We start from the raw sequence: 18,519 nt of genomic DNA on the forward strand, positions 1-18,519 counted from the left end.
CATGGCTTGACTGGGCAAGGATTTCGCTTTAAATGTATATACATTGAAACGAGAGAGCGCGCTTCCATGTCCTTGTCTCCCCAATCGCGCCGGCTCTGGCGCGACGTCACCCTGTTCGACGGCCTGCAGGTGCTGTCGGTGCCGATGACCGTGCTGGTCGAAGGCGGCCAGGTCGCCGGCCTGTGGCCGCACGGCGAGTTCGACGAGCGTCTGGCTGTTGGTGCCATCGAGTCCGGGCGGGGCGGGGTGATGACCCCGGGCCTGGTCGATTGCCACACCCACCTGGTGTATGCCGGCAACCGCGCCGATGAGTTCGAGCAGCGCCTGGAAGGTGTCAGCTACGCCGAGATCGCCAAGGCCGGCGGCGGCATCCTCAGTACCGTGCGCGCCACTCGCGCGGCCAGCGAGGAACAGCTGATCGCCGCCAGCCTGCCGCGTCTGGACGCGCTGCTGGCCGATGGCGTGACCACGGTCGAGATCAAGTCCGGCTACGGCCTGACAGTCGCCGATGAACTGAAGATGCTGCGTGTGGCTCGTCGTCTGGGTGAGCTGCGCCCGGTGCGGGTGCTGACCACCTTGCTCGGTGCCCATGCCCTGCCGCCGGAGTACGCCGGCCGCGCCGACGACTATGTCAGCCTGGTCTGTGAGCAGATGATCCCGACGGCCGCCGCCGAAGGTCTGGCCGATGCGGTGGACGTGTTCTGCGAAGGCATCGCCTTCAGCCCGGCGCAGTGCGAGTTGGTGTTCCAGGCCGCGCAACGCCACGGCCTGGCAATTAAGGCGCATGCCGAACAACTCTCCAATCTCGGCGGCAGCGCTCTGGCTGCATGCTACGGCGCGCTGTCCGCCGACCATATCGAATACCTCGACGAGGCCGGCGTGCAGGCCATGGCCGCCGCCGGCACCGTGGCCGTGCTGCTGCCCGGCGCCTTCCACTGCCTGCGCGAGACCCAGCTGCCGCCCATCGAACTGCTGCGCCAGTACGGTGTGCCAATGGCGCTGGCCAGCGATGCCAACCCCGGCACCTCGCCGATCTGCATGCCCAGCCTGATGGCCAACCTGGCCTGCACCCTGTTCCGCCTCACCCCGCGCGAGGCCCTGGCTGGCATGACTGCCCATGGCGCGCGCGCCCTCGGTCGTCCTGACCTGGGTCGCATCGTCGTCGGTGCGCCTGCCGACCTGTGCCTGTGGGATATCCAGCACCCGGCCGAGCTGGCCTATGCGGTACAGCCGGGGCGGCTGCGCCAGCGCATCTTCAATGGAGAAGTCGTGCATGAACGTTGATCGTTTTTCCATGGACGCCTGGAGCGGCCGTGTCGACCCCGAGCCGGACAGCCCGCGCTGGCACCAGCGCATCCAGCCGCTTGCCGCCGACAGCCAGCCGGGTGTGGCCCTGCTCGGTTTCGCCTGCGACGAAGGGGTACGGCGCAACCACGGCCGCGTCGGTGCGGCCAATGCACCGCACAGCGTGCGCCGCGCCCTGGCCAACCTGGCCTGGCACCGCCAGGCGCCGGCCTTCGATGGCGGCGACGTGACCTGCATCGATGGCGACCTGGAGGCCGCCCAGGCACGCCTGGGCCACAACGTCTGCGCGCTGCTGGATGCCGGCCACCTGCCGCTGGTGATCGGCGGTGGCCATGAGATCGCCTACGGCAGCTGGTCCGGCCTGGCCGAACATCTGTCCGGGCAGCCGGCTTCATCTATGGGCGCGCCGCGTATCGGCATCGTCAATTTCGACGCCCACTTCGACCTGCGCGACCCGGCCCAGGTGCATTCCTCCGGCACGCCCTTCGCCCAGATCGCCGAGCAGTGCGCCGCCCGTGGTTGGCCGTTCCGCTATGCCTGCCTCGGCGTTAGCCGCGCCAGCAATACCCGTGCATTGTTCCAGCGCGCCGCCGAACTGGACGTGCTGGTGCGCGAGGATCGTGAGATCCGCGAAGGCAGCCTGGAAGCCATAGGTGCCGAACTGGACGCCTTCGTCGCCGGCTGCGACGCCCTCTACCTGACCATCGACATCGACGTGCTGCCCGCCTGCGAAGCGCCCGGGGTCAGTGCCCCGGCCGCCCGCGGGGTGCCGTTGGCCTTGCTCGAACCGCTGCTCGAAGGCCTGCGCGACAGCGGCAAGCTGCGCCTGGCCGACCTCGCCGAGATCAACCCCGAATACGACATCGACAGCCGCACCGCCAAGTTGGCGGCGCGGCTGATCCATCTGCTGACCCTCTGAGCCCAAGCGCCAGATCGAACCTTATCCCTAACAAGAATCGGAGCCCGCCATGACCAAGTACCGCGACATCGAAATCCGTGCCCCGCGTGGCACCAAGCTGACCGCCAAGAGCTGGCTGACCGAAGCGCCGCTGCGCATGCTGATGAACAACCTCGATCCGGACGTGGCCGAGAACCCCAAGGAGCTGGTGGTGTACGGCGGCATCGGCCGCGCCGCGCGCAACTGGGAGTGCTACGACAAGATCGTCGAGAGTCTGACCAACCTGAACGACGACGAGACCCTGCTGGTGCAGTCCGGCAAGCCGGTCGGCGTGTTCAAGACCCACAGCAACGCGCCGCGCGTACTGATCGCCAACTCCAACCTGGTGCCGCACTGGGCCAGCTGGGAACACTTCAACGAGCTGGATGCCAAGGGCCTTGCCATGTACGGGCAGATGACCGCCGGTTCGTGGATCTATATCGGCAGCCAGGGCATCGTCCAGGGCACCTACGAAACCTTCGTCGAGGCCGGTCGCCAGCATTACAACGGCAGCCTCAAGGGCCGCTGGGTGTTGACTGCGGGTTTGGGCGGTATGGGCGGCGCCCAGCCGCTGGCCGCCACCCTGGCCGGCGCCTGCTCGCTGAATATCGAATGCCAGCAGAGCAGCATCGACTTCCGCCTGCGCAGCCGCTACGTCGATGAGCAGGCCAAGGACCTGGACGACGCCCTGGCGCGCATCGCCCGCTACACCGGAGAGGGCAAGGCCATCTCCATCGCCCTGCTGGGCAACGCCGCCGAGATCCTCCCGGAACTGGTCAAGCGTGGCGTGCGCCCGGACATGGTCACCGACCAGACCAGCGCCCACGACCCGCTCAATGGCTACCTGCCGATCGGCTGGAGCTGGGCGCAGTACCGCGACCGCGCCGCCACCGACCCGGCCGCCGTGGTCAAGGCCGCCAAGCAGTCGATGGCGGTGCATGTGCAGGCCATGCTCGACTTCCAGCAGATGGGCGTGCCGACCTTCGACTACGGCAACAACATCCGCCAGATGGCGAAAGAGGAGGGCGTGAGCAACGCCTTCGACTTCCCCGGCTTCGTCCCGGCCTATATCCGCCCGCTGTTCTGCCGCGGCGTCGGCCCGTTCCGCTGGGCGGCGCTGTCCGGCGACGCCGAAGACATCTACAAGACCGACGCCAAGGTCAAGCAGCTGATCCCGGACGACGCCCACCTGCACCGCTGGCTGGACATGGCCCGCGAGCGCATCGCCTTCCAGGGCCTGCCGGCACGTATCTGCTGGGTCGGCCTGGGCCTGCGCGCCAAGCTCGGTCTGGCCTTCAACGAGATGGTGCGCTCCGGTGAGCTGAGCGCACCGATCGTCATCGGTCGCGACCACCTCGACTCCGGTTCAGTGTCCAGCCCTAACCGCGAGACCGAGGCCATGCAGGACGGCTCCGACGCCGTATCCGACTGGCCGCTGCTCAACGCTCTGCTCAACACCGCCAGCGGCGCCACCTGGGTTTCCCTGCACCACGGCGGCGGGGTGGGTATGGGCTTCTCCCAGCATTCCGGGATGGTCATCGTCTGCGACGGCAGCGACGAGGCCGCGGCGCGCATCGCCCGCGTGCTGACCAACGACCCGGGCACCGGGGTGATGCGCCATGCCGATGCCGGTTACCAGATCGCCATCGACTGCGCCAAGGAACAAGGGCTCAACCTGCCGATGATCACTGGCAAGTAGCGAAAAGAATTCACCCGGTGTCCCAGGGCGCCGGGTGTGTGCCGTAGATGTTCCCTTACAACAACAAGAGCGTCAGCATGCCTGATGCACCGGAGAACAGCGCAATGACCCAGGCTAACAAGCCACTGATCGAACGTCGTTCGATCGACTACATCCCCGAGGCTGAGCGACACGGCAGCCTCTACAGCCAGTTCACCCTGTGGCTGGGTGCCAACCTGCAGATCACCGCCATCGTCACCGGGGCCCTGGCCGTGGTGCTCGGCGGCGATGTGTTCTGGTCGCTGATCGGCCTGTTCATCGGCCAGCTGTTCGGCGGCGCGGTGATGGCCCTGCACGCCGCCCAGGGGCCCAAGCTCGGCCTGCCGCAGATGATTTCCAGCCGCGTGCAGTTCGGCGTGTACGGCGCGGCCATCCCGATCGTGCTGGTGTGCCTGATGTACCTCGGCTTCACCGCCACCGGCACCGTGCTGTCCGGCCAGGCCATCGCCCAACTCACCGGCGCCAGCGATAGCGTCGGCATCCTCATCTTCGCCTCCTGCATCGTGTTGGCCACCGTGCTCGGCTACCGGGTGATCCACTGGATTGGTCGGGTCGCCAGCGTGTTCGGCATCATTGCCTTCGCCTACCTGTTCGCCCGCCTGATGAGCGTCGCCGATATCGGCGCGCTGCTGCAGATCCGCCACTTCAGCTGGTCGTCCTTCCTCCTCGCCGTGTCCTTGGCGGCTTCCTGGCAGATCGCCTACGGCCCCTATGTGGCCGACTACTCGCGCTACCTGCCGAGCAGCACCTCGTCGCTGAAGACCTTTCTCGCCGTCGGCGCCGGCTCGGTGCTCGGCGCGCAGGTGGCGATGGTCCTCGGCGTGTTCGCCGCGGCCCTGGCCAACGGCCAGTTCGCCGGCCACGAGGTGGCCTACATCGTCGGCCTGGGTGGCACCGGTGCGGTTGCCGCGCTGCTGTATTTCAGCATCGCCTTCGGCAAGGTGACCATCTCCACCCTCAACTCCTACGGCAGCTTCATGTGCATCGCCACCATCATCAGTGGCTTCCGTGGCCATATCGAGGTGTCGCGGGCGCAGCGCCTGCTGTTCGTGCTGGGAATCGTCGGGGCTTCCACCACCCTGGCGCTGCTCGGCCAGCATTCGTTCCTCGGTGCGTTCAAGTCGTTCATCCTGTTCCTGCTGACCTTCTTCACCCCGTGGAGCGCGATCAACCTGGTGGATTACTACTTCATCACCAAGGAACGCTGCGACGTGCCGGCGCTGTCCGAACCCGACGGTCGCTACGGGCGCTGGAACCTGGCGGGCATCGCGGTCTATGTGGTCGGCGTGCTGATCCAGATGCCATTCGTTTCCACCAAGCTCTACACCGGGCCCATGGTGGCGCAGCTGGGCGGCGTCGACATTTCCTGGATCATCGGCCTGCTGGTACCGGCGGCGCTGTATTACCTGGTAGCGCGTAAAACCGTGCGGACTGTACCGGCGCGGATGGTGCTGCCCGAGGCCTGAGTTAACCCCGAAACTAGCCAGGCGGTCACAAGCCGCCTGGCCCAGGAGCCAACAATGAATGCTCTGCATCTGCTGCCCGGCCAACTGAGCCTGGCCCAACTGCGCACCGCCTATCAGGCACCGCTGCGCCTGACCCTGGACGTCGCGGCCCATCCGGCCATCGACGCCAGTGTCGCCTGCGTCAACCAGATCATCGCCGAGGGCCGCACGGCCTACGGCATCAACACCGGCTTCGGCCTGCTGGCCTCGACCCGCATCGCCACGGAGGACCTGGAGAAGCTGCAGCGTTCCCTGGTGCTGTCGCATGCCGCCGGTATCGGCGCGCCATTGGACGACGCCATGGTGCGGCTGATCCTGCTGCTCAAGGTCAACAGCCTGGCGCGTGGTTTTTCCGGCATTCGGCGCAAGGTGATCGAGGCGCTGATCGCCCTGATCAACGCCGAGGTCTATCCGCATATTCCGCTCAAGGGCTCGGTCGGCGCTTCCGGCGACCTGGCGCCGCTGGCGCATATGTCGCTGGTGCTGCTCGGTGAAAGCCAGGCGCGGCACAAGGGGCAGTGGCTGCCGGCGGCCGAGGCGCTGGCCATCGCCGGCCTGCAGCCGATGACCCTGGCCGCCAAGGAGGGCCTGGCCCTGCTCAACGGCACCCAGGTGTCCACTGCTTACGCCCTGCGCGGCTTGTTCGAGGCCGAGGACCTGTTCGCCGCCGCGACGGTGTGCGGCAGTCTGACGGTCGAGGCGGCGCTGGGCTCGCGTGCACCTTTCGATGCACGCATCCATGCCGCCCGTGGCCAGCGCGGGCAGATCGACGCGGCCGCCGCCTACCGTCACCTGCTCGGCGCCAGCAGCGAAGTCGGCCGCTCCCACGCCGCCTGCGACAAGGTGCAGGACCCCTACTCCCTGCGCTGCCAGCCACAGGTGATGGGCGCCTGCCTGACCCAGCTGCGCCAGGCCTCCGAGGTGCTGGCGGTGGAGGCCAACGCGGTGTCGGACAACCCGCTGGTGTTCGCCGCCGAAGGCGACGTGATCTCTGGCGGCAACTTCCACGCCGAGCCGGTGGCCATGGCCGCCGACAATATCGCCCTGGCCATCGCCGAGATCGGTGCCCTGGCCGAGCGACGCATCTCGCTGATGATGGACAAACACATGTCGCAGTTGCCGCCGTTCCTGGTGGCCAACGGCGGGGTCAACTCTGGCTTTATGATCGCCCAGGTCACGGCCGCCGCCCTGGCCAGCGAGAACAAGGCCCTGGCCCATCCGCACAGCGTCGACAGCCTGCCGACTTCGGCCAACCAGGAAGACCATGTGTCGATGGCCCCGGCCGCCGGCAAGCGCCTGTGGGAGATGGCCGCCAACACCCGTGGCGTGCTCGCCGTGGAATGGCTGGGCGCCTGCCAGGGCCTGGACTTCCGCGCCGGCCTGCACAGCTCGCCGGCCCTGGAGCAGGCGCGCCAGCTGCTGCGGGCCAAGGTGCCGTACTACGTCGAGGACCGCTTCTTTGCCCCGGATATCGCCCTGGCCGATGCGCTGCTCGCCGAGCGGGTGCTGACCCCGCTGCTGCCGGCCGGAGTGCTGCCGTCGGTGTAGCCCGGACGCAATCCGGGATCGGAGCTGTCTGCTTCCCCGGATTGCATCCGGGCTACTTCAAGGTTGAGTGCGCGCGCGGACTGCTCCCTCTCCCCCGGCCCCTCTCCCACAAGTGGGCGAGGGGAGAAAGCGGCCAGCTAATAGGATTGTGCGGACTACCCCCTCTCCCATTCACGGGAGAGGGCTGGGGAGAGGGTTGGGCCTACATCCATACCGTCGTCTCCCGTAAGGCTTCGGCGGCTGGGAGAGGAGAGGCAAGCTCCGCTATCATCTGCGCACCGGGCGTATTCACCCAAGGAGCCGCAGTGGCCAGCACGACCCCCCGTTACCAGGCGATCGAAGCCTTCCTGCTCGACCGTATCCACAACGGCAGCTACCCGGTGCACCACCAGATCCCCCCGGAAGAACAACTGGCCCGCGACTTCGACGTCAGCCGCATGACCGCCAACAAGGCGATCAACAACCTGGTGCAGAAGGGCTACCTGGTGCGCCAGGCCGGCCTCGGCACCTTCGTCACTGACCGCAAGGCTGAGTCCTCGCTGCACGAGGTGCTCAATATCGCCGCGGAAGTCCGTGCGCGTGGGCATGTCTACAGCAACGACGTGCTGCGCTGCGAAGCCATCGAGGCCGATGACGAGGTGGCCCTGCGCCTTGGCCTGCGCCTGGGCGCCCAGGTGTTCCACAGCATCCTGGTGCACCGCGAGAACGGCGTGCCGATCCAGCTGGAAGACCGCTTCGTCAACCCGCGCTGGGTGCCGCACTACCTGCAGAGCGACTTCTCCCAGCAGACGCCCAACGAGGTGCTGGTGGCCAGCTGCCCGATCGCCGATGTCGAGCACGTGGTCGAGGCCGTGCTGGTGGATCAGCAGACCGCCGCCTGGCTGGATATCGACCCGGCTGCGCCATGCCTGTCGATGATTCGCCGCACCTGGTCCGCCGATCACCTGGTCAGCTACGCGCGCCTGGTGCACCCCGGCGACCGCTACAAGCTGCGCTCGCGGATGACCCGGCGCTAGGCAGTGCGCGGACCTGCTGCGCCGGTCCGGTCGACGCATTCAGCTCATTCATATCCTGCGTGACAGGCAAACGGTGCCGACTCTGCAAACGTCGTAGCGCCCGCGAGCCCAGCTGATTTGTCGCGTCTGAGCCTAAAAATCCTCTAGCCAAAGCCTTGTAACGCGCGAGCTCAGGGGCTTGCGTGCGGGCACGCTTTTACCTTGCCAGCGACTACAAAAATCATAATTTCGCCAATCCCCGGCTCCGAACAGAATGCGGCCATCACCCATAGATAGCCGCAGCAGTGCAACGACCCTGTTCGGAGTCAGAGGAGGCAAATCATGACCGACCTGAATCAACCCGCCTTTCAGCAGCACACAGGCGTGACCCTTGAAGGAACAGAAATCGACACCCTGGTGGTTGGCGCTGGTCAGGCCGGCGTGGCCATCAGCGAGCACCTGAGCAAGCTCGGCGTGCCGCACCTGGTGCTGGAGCGCAACCGCATCGCCGAGGCCTGGCGCACTGGGCGCTGGGATTCGCTGGTGGCCAACGGCCCGGCCTGGCACGACCGCTTCCCGGGCCTGGAATTCGACGATCTCGACGCCGACGCCTTCGCCCCGAAAGACCGCGTAGCCGCCTATTTCGAAGCCTATGCGCAGAAGTTCGCCGCGCCGATCCGCACCGGCGTGGAAGTGAAGAAGGTGGTGCGCAATAGCGACCGCGCCGGCTTCACTGTCGAAACCTCCGAGGGGGTGATCCAGGCCAACCGCGTGGTGTCCGCCACCGGGCCGTTCCAGCGCCCGGTGATCCCGCCGATCGCGCCCAAGGACGACAGCCTCACCCAGATCCACTCCGCGCAGTACTTCAACCCGCAGCAGCTGCCCGAGGGCGCGGTGCTGGTGGTGGGGGCGGGGTCATCCGGCGTACAGATCGCCGATGAGCTGATGCGTGCCGGGCGCAAGGTCTACCTCTCGGTCGGCCCGCACGACCGTCCGCCACGCGCCTATCGCGGGCGTGACTTCTGCTGGTGGCTGGGCGTGCTCGGCCTGTGGGATGCGGAAGCCGCGCAGCCGGGCAAGGAGCACGTGACCATCGCCGTCAGCGGCGCCCGTGGCGGCCATACGGTCGACTTCCGTGGCCTGGCCCATCAGGGCATGACCCTGGTCGGCTTGACCAAGGCCTTCGACAACGGCGTGGTGACCTTCCAGCAGGACCTGGCCGACAACCTGGCCCGTGGCGACGAGAACTACTTGGCGCTGCTGGATGCGGCGGACGCCTACATCGCCCGCAATGGCCTCGACCTGCCGGAGGAGCCGGAAGCACGCGCCAGCTACCCGGAGCCGGCGTGCGTGAGCCAGCCGCTGCTTGAACTGGATCTGGCCCAGGCCGGCATCAGTTCGATCATCTGGGCCACCGGCTATGCCGTGGACTTCAGCTGGCTGCAGGTGGACGCCTTCGACGCCAAGGGCAAGCCGCAGCATCAGCGCGGCGTGTCCAGCGAGCCGGGTATCTACTTCCTCGGCTTGCCGTGGCTGTCGCGCCGTGGCTCCACCTTTATCTGGGGCGTGTGGCACGACGCCAAGCACATCGCCGGGCACATCGCCACGCAGCGCACCTACCTCGCCTACCGCGATGCCGCGCAGCGCCAGGCGCAAGACTGAGCGTAACCACAGCCCCGCTGGCACACGCCTGCTGTGCCAGTTCCAACAGTCAGCTTAAAGGAAGCAAGTCGATGCCTACCCATACCCGCATCCGCATGTTCAACACCAAAGACACCTACCCCAACCAGAGCCTGGACAACGACCTGTGCCAGGCCGTGCGCGCCGGCAACACCGTGTACGTGCGCGGCCAGATCGGCACTGACTTTAGCGGCAAGCTGGTCGGCCTCGGTGACCCGCGCGCCCAGGCCGAGCAGGCCATGAAGAACGTCAAGCAACTGCTCGAAGAGGCCGGCAGCGACCTGTCGCACATCGTCAAGACCACCACCTACCTGATCGACCCGCGCTACCGCGAACCGGTCTACCAGGAAGTCGGCAAGTGGCTGAAGGGCGTGTTCCCGATCTCCACCGGCCTGGTGATCAGCGGCCTCGGCCAGCCGGAGTGGTTGATGGAAATCGACGTGATCGCGGTCATTCCGGACTGAAAGCTGCTGCGCTCGGCCATACGGCGTTGAGGGCAGCCAGGAAAATGCTCATTTGCACCAGCAAACTCCGCTTTTCCCGGCTGCCCTCGCCTTGTCTGACCTTCGCTCGCGACGCTTTCGGCATTTTTCGTCAAGGAGGCTTTATGACCTTTTCCATCGTCGGCCGCTGCGCCGAAACCGGCCAGCTGGGCATCGCCATCAGCTCGTCGAGCATCGCCGTCGGCGCCCGTTGCCCCTGGCTGCGCGCCGGGGTGGGGGCGGTGGCTTCGCAGAACATCACTCTGCCGGCTCTCGGCCCGCAGATTCTCGATGCCCTGGCCGCCGGCCAGGAACCGGCGGCCGCGCTGGACCAGGCCCTGACCCGCAATGGCTACAGCCAGTACCGCCAGGTGGCGTTGCTCGACAGCCAGGGGCGCAGCGCGCTGTTCTCCGGCAGCGAGGCGCTCGGCACGCATAACGCGCTGGCCGGTGAACAGTGCGTGGCAGCCGGTAACCTGCTGGCTTCGCCGGCGGTGATCGCGGCCATGGTCGCTGCCTTCGAGCAGGCCCCCGGTGCCCTCGCTGAGCGCCTGCTGGCGGCCATGCACGCGGCCATGGCCGCCGGTGGCGAAGCCGGGCCGGTGCATTCGGCGGCGCTCAAGGTGGTCGGCGACCTGGTCTGGCCGATCATCGACCTGCGCGTGGACTGGGCCGACGACGACCCGATCGGTGCGCTGGATCAGCTCTGGCAGGCCTACCGCCCGCAGATGCAGGACTACATCACTCGCGCCCTCGACCCCACCGCCGCGCCGAGCTATGGCGTGCCGGGGGACGAGTGACGGAGAGCGCCCTCTCCCCAACCCTCTCCCACTCCTCATAAACAAAGAATGGGAGGGGGGGCTGTCCGAGTTGGCAGACAGCTATGTGCTGTCCTGCTACTCCGCGTTCGCGCCCCAGTCACCCCTCGCCCGCTTGCGGGAGAGGGGCCGGGGGAGAGGGGCGGTGATGCGCCTGCTCGCCGTCATTTCGATAGTGTATAAAACGCTCAGGAGCCCCACCCATGCCCACCAGCCGTGACCTGCTGGCCCGCCTCGTGGCCTTCCCCACCGTCAGCCGCGACTCCAACCTGGCTCTGATCGAGTTCGTCCGCGACTACCTGAATGACCTGGGCGTGGCCTGCGAGCTGGACTACAACGCCGAGCGCAGCAAGGCCAACCTGTTCGCCACCATTGGCCCCAGTGACCGTGGCGGCGTGGTGCTCTCCGGGCATACCGACGTGGTGCCGGCGGACGGCCAGGCCTGGACCCTGCCGCCCTTCGAATTGACTGAGCGCGACGGCAAGCTGTACGGCCGCGGCACTGCCGACATGAAAGGCTATATCGCCTGCATGCTGGCCGCCGTGCCGCTGTTTCTAAACAGCAAGCTGCGCTTGCCGCTGCACCTGGCGCTGTCCTACGACGAGGAAGTCGGTTGCCTCGGCGTGCGTTCGCTGCTGGCCGAGCTGCAGCGCCGTCCGCACCAGCCGCTGTTGTGCATCATCGGCGAGCCCACCGAGCTCAAACCGGTGCTCGGCCACAAGGGCAAGCTGGCCATGCGCTGCCAGGTACACGGCGCCGCTTGCCATTCGGCCTATGCGCCACAGGGCGTCAACGCCATCGAATACGCCGCGCGGCTGATCGGCAAACTGGGCGAGATCGGCCAGCGCCTGGCCGCGCCCGAGCACCACGATGAGCGTTTCGATCCGCCGTACTCCACGGTGCAGACCGGACTGATCAGCGGCGGCAGGGCGCTGAATATCGTCCCGGCCGAATGCCAGTTCGACTTCGAAGTGCGCGCGCTGCCGGCGGCTGATCCGCAGCAGATCGCCGCCGAGCTGCAGGACTATGCCGAGCGCGAATTGCTGCCGCAGATGCGCGAGCGCAGTGCCGACACGGCGATCCGTTTCCAGCCGCTCTCGGCCTATCCGGGCCTGGCCACCGACCCGCACAGCGAGGCCGCCGAATTGCTCGCGCTGCTCAGCGGCAGTCGCGAGTTCTCTACCGTGGCCTACGGCACCGAAGGCGGCCTGTTCCACCAGGCTGGCATCCCCACCGTGGTCTGCGGCCCGGGCAGCATGGAGCAGGGCCACAAGCCTGACGAGTTCGTCAGCCAGCAGCAGCTGGATGGCTGCGATGCGATGTTGCGGCGCCTGCTGCAGTGGCTGCAGCAGGACGTTTGAGACGGTTTTTTCTATTGGATTGCAATTCGTTGGGCGGGCGCTCGGAAGCTCCCCTCTCCCACTTGTGGGAGAGGGGCTGGGGGAGAGGGTGGGGCCAAAGCACAGAGCCAAAGCACAGAGCCAAAGCCCCTCTCCCGTGAACGGGAGAGGGGGCTAAAGCACTCCGCGTGAGCGTCCTGCCCCGTAGCCCGGATGCAATCCGGGAAAGGTTGTCAGGCCCCCGGCCAACCCGCCTTGCCCAGGGCCTCCAGCAGGGTCTCGCGATCCAGCGCCTGCACTCGGTGGCCATTGCCCTCGACGGTGTTGGCTGCCAGCAGTGCATTGATGATGGCTTCCTCCACGGCCTCCGAGGCGGCGAGGAACAGGTCGCCGATATGGTCGTTGTTGACCATGCGCAGGCCGTCGCAGGTGAAGGCGCCCTTGCGCTCGTAGGCGGTGGCCTCCAGTTGCTGGTTGCCGGTGGAGAAGGCAACGAAGATGTCGCCGCTGCAGTCCTCGTTGCCGCCGCCGGTGCGGGCGATGCCGATGCTGGCACGCTGGGCTAGGCGGGTGCACTGGTGCGGCAGCAGCGGCGCATCGGTGGCCAGGCAGACGACGATCGAACCCATCCCCGGATGCGGCAGGTCGGCGCGCAGGAAGGGCGAGGTGGCCTTCTCCAGGTAACGCCCCACCGGGTAGCCATCCACGCGCAGCTCGCGGCGCGTGCCGTGGTTGGCCTGGACGATGGCGCCGACGGTCCAGCCGCCCTGTGCTGCGCCCAGGCGCCGCGAGGCGGTGCCGATGCCGCCCTTGTACTCGTGGCAGATCATGCCGCTGCCACCGCCGACCGCGCCTTCGGCCACCGGGCCGGCCATGGCGCATTCCATCGCTTCGGCCACATGCTCGGGGCGTACGTGGAAGCCGTTGATGTCGTTGAGCAGGCCGTCGAAGGTTTCCAGCACCACCGGCATGTTCCAGTACAGGCGGCCGTCGGCGGGCTGGTGCTGGCGCTCCAGGGCGATCATGGCGTCGCGCACCACGCCGACGCTGTGGGTGTTGGTGAAGGCGATCGGGCTGGTCAGCAGGCCGGCCTCGCGAATCCACTCCAGGCCGGTGGCGTCGCCGTTGCCGTTGAGGATATGCACACCGGCGAAGCACGGCTGCTGGGTGGTGGAGCCGGGGCGCGGTTCGATCAGGGTGACCCCGGTATTGATGTCGCGGCCACTGGCGCTGCGCCCTCTGACGTTGCTGTGGCCGACGCGCACGCCGGGTACGTCGGTGATGGCATTGAGTGGGCCTGTGGGCAGTTGGCCGAACTGGATATTCAGGTCGCGGGCACGCAGTTTCATGGTCTTTCTCGTTCTCAGGGTGTTATCAGGAAAAATCAGCGTTGTAGGGTGGATAGCGCTCTGCTTATCCACCGTGATGCGGCACGGAGCGAGGCGCTTACTGGCCGCTCTTCACCTTGCTCCACACCCGGGTGCGGATACGCTCGGTCTTCTTCGGCAGGGGCTGCAGGGTGAACAGGCTGGCCATGGTCTCCGCCGACGGATAGACGACCGGGTTGTTGCGGGCCGCCGCACCCACCAGCGGAGTGGCGTCGAGGTTGCCGTTGGGGTAGTTGAGGTGGTCGGTAATCGGCGCGACGACTTGCGGGCGCATCAGGTAATCGATGAAGGCCTGGCCCTGGGTTGGGTGGGGCGCGTCCTTGAGCAGCACCAGGGTGTCGATCCACACCGGTGCGCCTTCCTTGGGCAGGCTGTAGGCGATGCGCACGCCGTTGCCGGCCTGCTCGGCGGTGGTCTTCGCCTCCAGGGCGGCGCCGGACCAGCTCACGGCCACGCAGATGTTGCCGTTGGCCAGGTCGCTGATGAACCTGGAGGAGTCGAAGTAGCGGATATGCGGGCGCAGCTTGAGCAACAGCGCCTCGGCCTTGCGGTAGTCGTCCGGGTTGCTGCTGTTGGGCGGCAAGCCCAGGTAGTGCAGCGCCACCGGCAGCATCTCCGCGGGGGAGTCGAGCAGGGCCACGCCGCACTGGCTGAGCTTGGCCAGGTTGTCTTCCTTGAACAGCAGGTCCCAGGAGTCCACTGGCGCCTGCTCACCGAGCACGGCGCGCACCTTGTCGATGTTGTAGCCGATGCCGTTGGTGCCCCACAGGTAGGGCACGGCATAGCGATTGCCCGGGTCGTTGCTGGCCAGTTTGGCCAGCAGGGCCGGGTCCATGTGCTTGAGGTGCGGCAGCTTGGCCGGGTCCAGCGGTGCGAGTACGCCGGCCTTGATCAGCGTCGGCAGGCTGTAGTTGCTGGCTACCACCACGTCGTAGCCGCTGCCGCCGGTGAGCAGCTTGCCCTCCAGCACCTCGGCGCTGTCGAAGGTGTCGTACACCGGGGTGATGCCCTGGTCGCGCTGGAAGTCGGCCAGGGTGGTGGGGCCGATGTAGTCGTACCAGTTGTACACATGCACGCTGGGGCCATCGACCGCGGCGCTGGCAGTGCACAGCCAGGCCGACAGGCCGGCAGCCAGAGCGGTGTTGAGATACAGGCGATGACCAAGCATGATGCGGCACTCCTGGCCTGCTGCAGGCCCGTTGATTCAGAGGGCTTCAGGCTAGTGCCAGGCCTGCGGCAGACCAATTCCCACCATGGGTTACACCAAAGGGGTAGAGAGTGGACGCCTTGCTCAAGGAACTGCCGGTGCATCAGGGCCTGGCACGGGTCTTCGCCAGCCTCGGCCAGGACAGCTTCTGGCGCAGCCTGGTGGACTGCCTGCGCCTGCTGGTGCCGCTGGACAATGCCCTGGCCGCCTTGATGCAGACAGGGCGGGTGCCCAGCCTGCTGGCTGACTTCGAGTTCCGCGCGGTGTCCGGCGAGGGCGAAGACCTGGCCCACTACTGCGCCGGCATGTACCTGCTCGACCCCTTCTACCAAGCCGCCTGCGCCGGTATCGCCGATGGCCTGCACAGCCTGGAAAGCGTGGCGCCCGACCAGTTCCAGCAGAGCGAGTACTACTTGAGCTACTTCCGCACGGTGGTCGGCGGTGGCGAGCTGCAGTTCATGGTCAACCACCAGGGCGCCGTGCTGGGCCTGTCCCTCGGCCGGCAGGCGTCCTTCAGCCAGGAGGAGTTCGGTCGCCTGCTCTGCGTGCGCGACTGGGTGCTGGCGGCGATGCGCCGTCACCTGCAACTCTGCGCGGTCGAAGTGCCCGCCAGCCAGCCGGCGGCGGGCGACTTCACGGCTATGCTGGAAGGGCTGGGCGCGCGCCTGTCCGAGCGCGAAAGCGAAACCGCGCGGTTGATCCTGCAGGGTTTCTCCGGCAAGGCGATGGCCCAGCGCATGGGCATCTCCCCGGAGACGGTGAAAGTGCACCGGCGCAACCTCTACCACAAGCTCGGCGTCAGCGGTCACGCCGAGCTGTTCGCCCTGCTGCTGCGCCGCGACTGAGCCGCGGCGGGCCAGTGCCGGGGGCGTGTGACATAACTATGTGCCGGTATGGTGATGCGTTGTAACTTGCGCTGCTACCTTGCGGGTTGTGCCTTCTAAGGGTGTTGTTATGGGGCTTATATCTGGGATTGCGTCAATGTGCTGGTGGCCACTGAACGGGTGGTCAACGGCTATGCGATCCGTCCTCGCGTTTATCTGCGCCGCTTTGCTGAATCTGCCCGTTGCCCAGGCCGAGGAAGCGCGGCTGCTACGTTTCGCCCTGTCCGCCGAGAGCCCGCCGACATCCTATGCGCAGAACGGCGAGGCGCAGGGCATCCTCCGCGACATGTTGCTCGCGCTGTTTGCCACGCTGCCGGAATATCGGCTCGAGCTCCTCAGCCTGCCCTGGACGCGTGCGCAACTTGAAGTGACCCGCGGGCAGGCGGATGGCTTCTGTACCTTTCCGTCGGAGAAGCGCAAGGGCTATGCCCGCTTCGCTGCCAGGCCGGTATATGTGTGGGACTACGGCAATCTGGTCTACAACCGCGACAACGCCCAAAGCGGCGTGATCGCCAGCGCCACAAGCTTCGACGATCTGCGCGATCTCCGGCTGATTTCCCAGGAAGGGGTCGACTGGGAAAGCGAGAACGTGCCGGGCTTCATCCAGCGCTACCCGGTCAATACACCGCCGCAGATGATCCACATGCTGCTGCGCCGTGGCGCCGGCGACTTCCTGATCATGAGTGCCGAGCAGGCGCAGTACTACGCCAATCAGTTCGGTTACACCGAGCAGTTGCGCAACACCAAGGTGGATTTCATCCCCAACAGCCAGGTGCAGTTTCATATCGGCTTGCGCCAGAGCCTGCCGGATGTCGAGCAGATCATGGCGCGCATAGACCAGGCCATGGCCGATCCGGCTTTTCAGGCGCGTCAGGAAGAAATCATTCTGCAGTACCGGTCGGCGGGGATACGCTGATGCACCCTTGGCGGGCGCTCGACGTCTCAAGCCTGTGGCACCGCCCTGGTCTCGCGCGCGTTACGGGCGAATGCCCTTGAGTCCTTGTCCCTCTACAGATGAGCGCAGCACGCCGGCGCGCTCTGTCAGCGGTCACGCAGGCCATCCACATAGGTGATCGGGATGCGCGCCAGCTCCTCCTCGCTCACCCCCTCCAGACAACCGAGATTGCCCCCGATCATCTGCCCGATCGGCGTGTCGTTACCAACGCCAAAGGCCCGCACACCGCACTGCTTGCAGAACAAGTGCTGGTTCTTGCGGGTGTTGAACAGGTACTCGGTCAATGCCTGCTCACCCGCCAATAGCCGGAAACCCTCGGGCCTGGCCACCGCCACCCAGAAGCGCGTGCGCCGGCAGATCGAGCAGTTGCAGCGGTAGGAGCTTTGCGTGAGGTCGAGGTCGGCCTCGAACTTGACGGCGCCGCAGTGGCAGCTGCCGGAGTAGGTCTTGAGCATGGCGCTGTCCTTGGGGCAGGGCGCTTTGCAATGAAAGCTGCCCCTGCTTTTTAGCCCAGGTTTTCAGCCCTGGCTCGGTGTTGGCCGTGGTTCTTTCGTGAGTGGATGGTGTGTAGCGGCCAAGCCGGTAGAGCGAACCCTAGCCAATGGGCCGCTTGCCGATTTCCTCGGTTAGCCGCAGCAGGTAACCGTCAGGGTCGGCAACCAGCAACTGCCGCTGACCGAACTCCCCCTCGTCCGTGGCATACCAGGCCTCGTGCAGCTCCTCGAGCAGGGCGATGCCGGCGGCGTGGAGGTTGGCGGCGGTCGCCAGCAGATCCTGGCATTCGATGGACAGATTCATACCACGGCCGAAGGGCCTGACCAGCTCGCCCATCAGCCAGCTGTCGGGCTGGACTTCTTCGAGCATGAGCTGCGCGCCATTGAGTTCAATGAAGGCAAAGTCTGGGTTGGCGCGTTGATACTTGATCTCGAAGCCGAGAATGGCGGTGTAAAAGTGCAGGCTCTCGGCGAGATTGGTGATGTTGAGCTCTGGAACCAGTTGGTTGTAGTGCATGGTGGCCGCTTATCGATGAGTGATGTTCAGGTTGAGTTCTCACTATGAACTCTCGGAAGAAACGCTTGCGTCTGCAGTGGACTCAGCCGCCAGTTTCAAGCGGTCAGCTTTACAGATGTATTTCGGTTTGCTTTTTGGTGCCAATTTGGCACTGGCTTTTTTGGCGTGCGCCTTGAGCAGCTGGTTTATTTTTTTACGGCGGTTCATGTCGGTTACTCGGCTTGTCAGTTTGGGAGCAGTTGCAGCTTACGGTGCGTTCAAGAGAGCAGTAATTGCAATATAGGTTAGGGCGAATAATGGAATGTTTGACAGGGCGAATAGCAAAAAGCGGATTTCGATTTTATTGACCAGAGCTTGCAGCAGGCTGTGCGCGATGCGCAGCAAGACATATGCCCAGGCAAACAGTAAGCATGTTTGCGATTGAACACCCAGCAAGGCCAGCGAGATGGCAAGCGCATAGAACAGGGTTGGCTGTTCCAGCAAGTGATTGTAGTTGTCCGCTTTCCAGCGCACACGCGGAGGAAGCAAAGCCATTTGCTCGCCGCGCGGGGCGTTTGGGTCAGGTTTCATACTCGCCGCGCGTATTGCCGGAAGTCGCGTGGCGTACATCCATAGCCACATCACCAGCGTCCATGCCACCAAGGCGATCACTGGGCCAAGTAGTTGCGTTGATATTGTCATGAAAATCTCCATGTCTTTTCGGGCTATCTAGTGGTGTGTCGCGCT

18 protein-coding genes are annotated in these 18,519 nt (G+C 66.0%); 12 read left to right on the forward strand and 6 right to left on the reverse strand.

Features of this window, described 5'->3' with window-relative positions; genetic code table 11:
• The first annotated feature begins 66 nt into the window (after nucleotides 1-66).
• The 10 genes from hutI (at nucleotide 67) to argE (ending at nucleotide 12,369) form a co-directional block, all read left to right on the forward strand.
• A complete protein-coding gene (gene hutI / locus LRS11_RS09720) occupies nucleotides 67-1,284 on the forward strand; it encodes an imidazolonepropionase (protein ID WP_260496613.1) in 1,218 nt (405 codons plus the stop codon).
• A complete protein-coding gene (gene hutG, locus LRS11_RS09725; RefSeq protein WP_260496614.1) occupies nucleotides 1,274-2,224 on the forward strand; it encodes a formimidoylglutamase in 951 nt (316 codons plus the stop codon). Before hutI ends, hutG begins: the two co-directional genes overlap by 11 nt.
• Nucleotides 2,225-2,273: 49 nt before the next feature.
• Nucleotides 2,274-3,941: a urocanate hydratase gene (hutU, locus tag LRS11_RS09730; RefSeq protein ID WP_260496615.1), complete on the forward strand. Its 1,668-nt coding sequence runs from the start codon at nucleotides 2,274-2,276 to the stop codon at nucleotides 3,939-3,941.
• Nucleotides 3,942-4,045: 104 nt separating this feature from the next.
• Nucleotides 4,046-5,446: a purine-cytosine permease family protein gene (locus tag LRS11_RS09735; protein ID WP_260496894.1), complete on the forward strand. Its 1,401-nt coding sequence runs from the start codon at nucleotides 4,046-4,048 to the stop codon at nucleotides 5,444-5,446.
• 54 nt (nucleotides 5,447-5,500) lie between these two features.
• Nucleotides 5,501-7,033, forward strand: a complete 1,533-nt coding sequence (gene hutH / locus LRS11_RS09740) for a histidine ammonia-lyase (RefSeq protein WP_260496616.1) — start codon at nucleotides 5,501-5,503, stop codon at nucleotides 7,031-7,033.
• A gap of 305 nt (nucleotides 7,034-7,338) precedes the next feature.
• A complete protein-coding gene (gene hutC / locus LRS11_RS09745; RefSeq protein ID WP_260496617.1) occupies nucleotides 7,339-8,049 on the forward strand; it encodes a histidine utilization repressor in 711 nt (236 codons plus the stop codon).
• A 321-nt stretch (nucleotides 8,050-8,370) separates the two neighbouring features.
• Nucleotides 8,371-9,690 (forward strand): flavin-containing monooxygenase, encoded by a 1,320-nt coding sequence (locus LRS11_RS09750; protein ID WP_260496618.1) that lies wholly within the window; start codon nucleotides 8,371-8,373, stop codon nucleotides 9,688-9,690.
• Nucleotides 9,691-9,761: 71 nt separating this feature from the next.
• Complete coding sequence (locus tag LRS11_RS09755) at nucleotides 9,762-10,172, forward strand: RidA family protein (protein WP_260496619.1); 411 nt, start codon at nucleotides 9,762-9,764, stop codon at nucleotides 10,170-10,172.
• A gap of 143 nt (nucleotides 10,173-10,315) precedes the next feature.
• Nucleotides 10,316-10,990 (forward strand): DUF1028 domain-containing protein, encoded by a 675-nt coding sequence (locus tag LRS11_RS09760; protein ID WP_260496620.1) that lies wholly within the window; start codon nucleotides 10,316-10,318, stop codon nucleotides 10,988-10,990.
• Nucleotides 10,991-11,211: 221 nt separating this feature from the next.
• On the forward strand, nucleotides 11,212-12,369 hold the full coding sequence (gene argE / locus LRS11_RS09765; protein WP_260496621.1) for an acetylornithine deacetylase: 1,158 nt from the start codon (nucleotides 11,212-11,214) through the stop codon (nucleotides 12,367-12,369).
• A gap of 212 nt (nucleotides 12,370-12,581) precedes the next feature.
• On the opposite strand, the gene LRS11_RS09770 is transcribed toward argE, so the two are convergent.
• On the reverse strand, nucleotides 12,582-13,697 hold the full coding sequence (locus LRS11_RS09770) for a P1 family peptidase (RefSeq protein ID WP_260496622.1): 1,116 nt from the start codon (nucleotides 13,695-13,697) through the stop codon (nucleotides 12,582-12,584).
• Nucleotides 13,698-13,794: 97 nt separating this feature from the next.
• Nucleotides 13,795-14,904, reverse strand: coding sequence for a polyamine ABC transporter substrate-binding protein (locus LRS11_RS09775; RefSeq protein ID WP_260496623.1), 1,110 nt, complete (start codon nucleotides 14,902-14,904; stop codon nucleotides 13,795-13,797).
• Between the two features lie 110 nt (nucleotides 14,905-15,014).
• On the opposite strand from LRS11_RS09775, the gene LRS11_RS09780 reads away from it, so the two are divergent.
• Together LRS11_RS09780 and LRS11_RS09785 are read left to right on the forward strand one after the other, a co-directional pair.
• A complete protein-coding gene (locus LRS11_RS09780; RefSeq protein ID WP_260496624.1) occupies nucleotides 15,015-15,788 on the forward strand; it encodes a helix-turn-helix transcriptional regulator in 774 nt (257 codons plus the stop codon).
• 172 nt (nucleotides 15,789-15,960) lie between these two features.
• Nucleotides 15,961-16,743, forward strand: coding sequence for a substrate-binding periplasmic protein (locus LRS11_RS09785; RefSeq protein ID WP_260496625.1), 783 nt, complete (start codon nucleotides 15,961-15,963; stop codon nucleotides 16,741-16,743).
• A 125-nt stretch (nucleotides 16,744-16,868) separates the two neighbouring features.
• Here LRS11_RS09785 and LRS11_RS09790 read toward each other — a convergent pair whose 3' ends face one another.
• The 4 genes from LRS11_RS09790 to LRS11_RS09805 all read right to left on the reverse strand — a co-directional run bounded on the left by LRS11_RS09790 (nucleotide 16,869) and on the right by LRS11_RS09805 (nucleotide 18,486).
• The gene (locus LRS11_RS09790) at nucleotides 16,869-17,237 is read right to left on the reverse strand and encodes a GFA family protein (protein WP_260496626.1); all 369 of its coding nucleotides are present in this window, start codon (nucleotides 17,235-17,237) and stop codon (nucleotides 16,869-16,871) included.
• Between the two features lie 139 nt (nucleotides 17,238-17,376).
• The gene (locus LRS11_RS09795; RefSeq protein ID WP_260496627.1) at nucleotides 17,377-17,793 is read right to left on the reverse strand and encodes a bleomycin resistance protein; all 417 of its coding nucleotides are present in this window, start codon (nucleotides 17,791-17,793) and stop codon (nucleotides 17,377-17,379) included.
• 42 nt (nucleotides 17,794-17,835) lie between these two features.
• Complete coding sequence (locus LRS11_RS09800; protein WP_260496628.1) at nucleotides 17,836-18,000, reverse strand: DUF2986 domain-containing protein; 165 nt, start codon at nucleotides 17,998-18,000, stop codon at nucleotides 17,836-17,838.
• Between the two features lie 39 nt (nucleotides 18,001-18,039).
• Nucleotides 18,040-18,486 carry an MAPEG family protein gene (locus LRS11_RS09805; protein ID WP_260496629.1) on the reverse strand — a complete coding sequence of 149 codons (447 nt, stop codon included), beginning with the start codon at nucleotides 18,484-18,486 and terminating at the stop codon, nucleotides 18,040-18,042.
• Nucleotides 18,487-18,519 lie beyond the last annotated feature (33 nt).

The organism is Pseudomonas sp. J452 (assembly GCF_024666525.1).
Taxonomy (GTDB): domain Bacteria; phylum Pseudomonadota; class Gammaproteobacteria; order Pseudomonadales; family Pseudomonadaceae; genus Aquipseudomonas.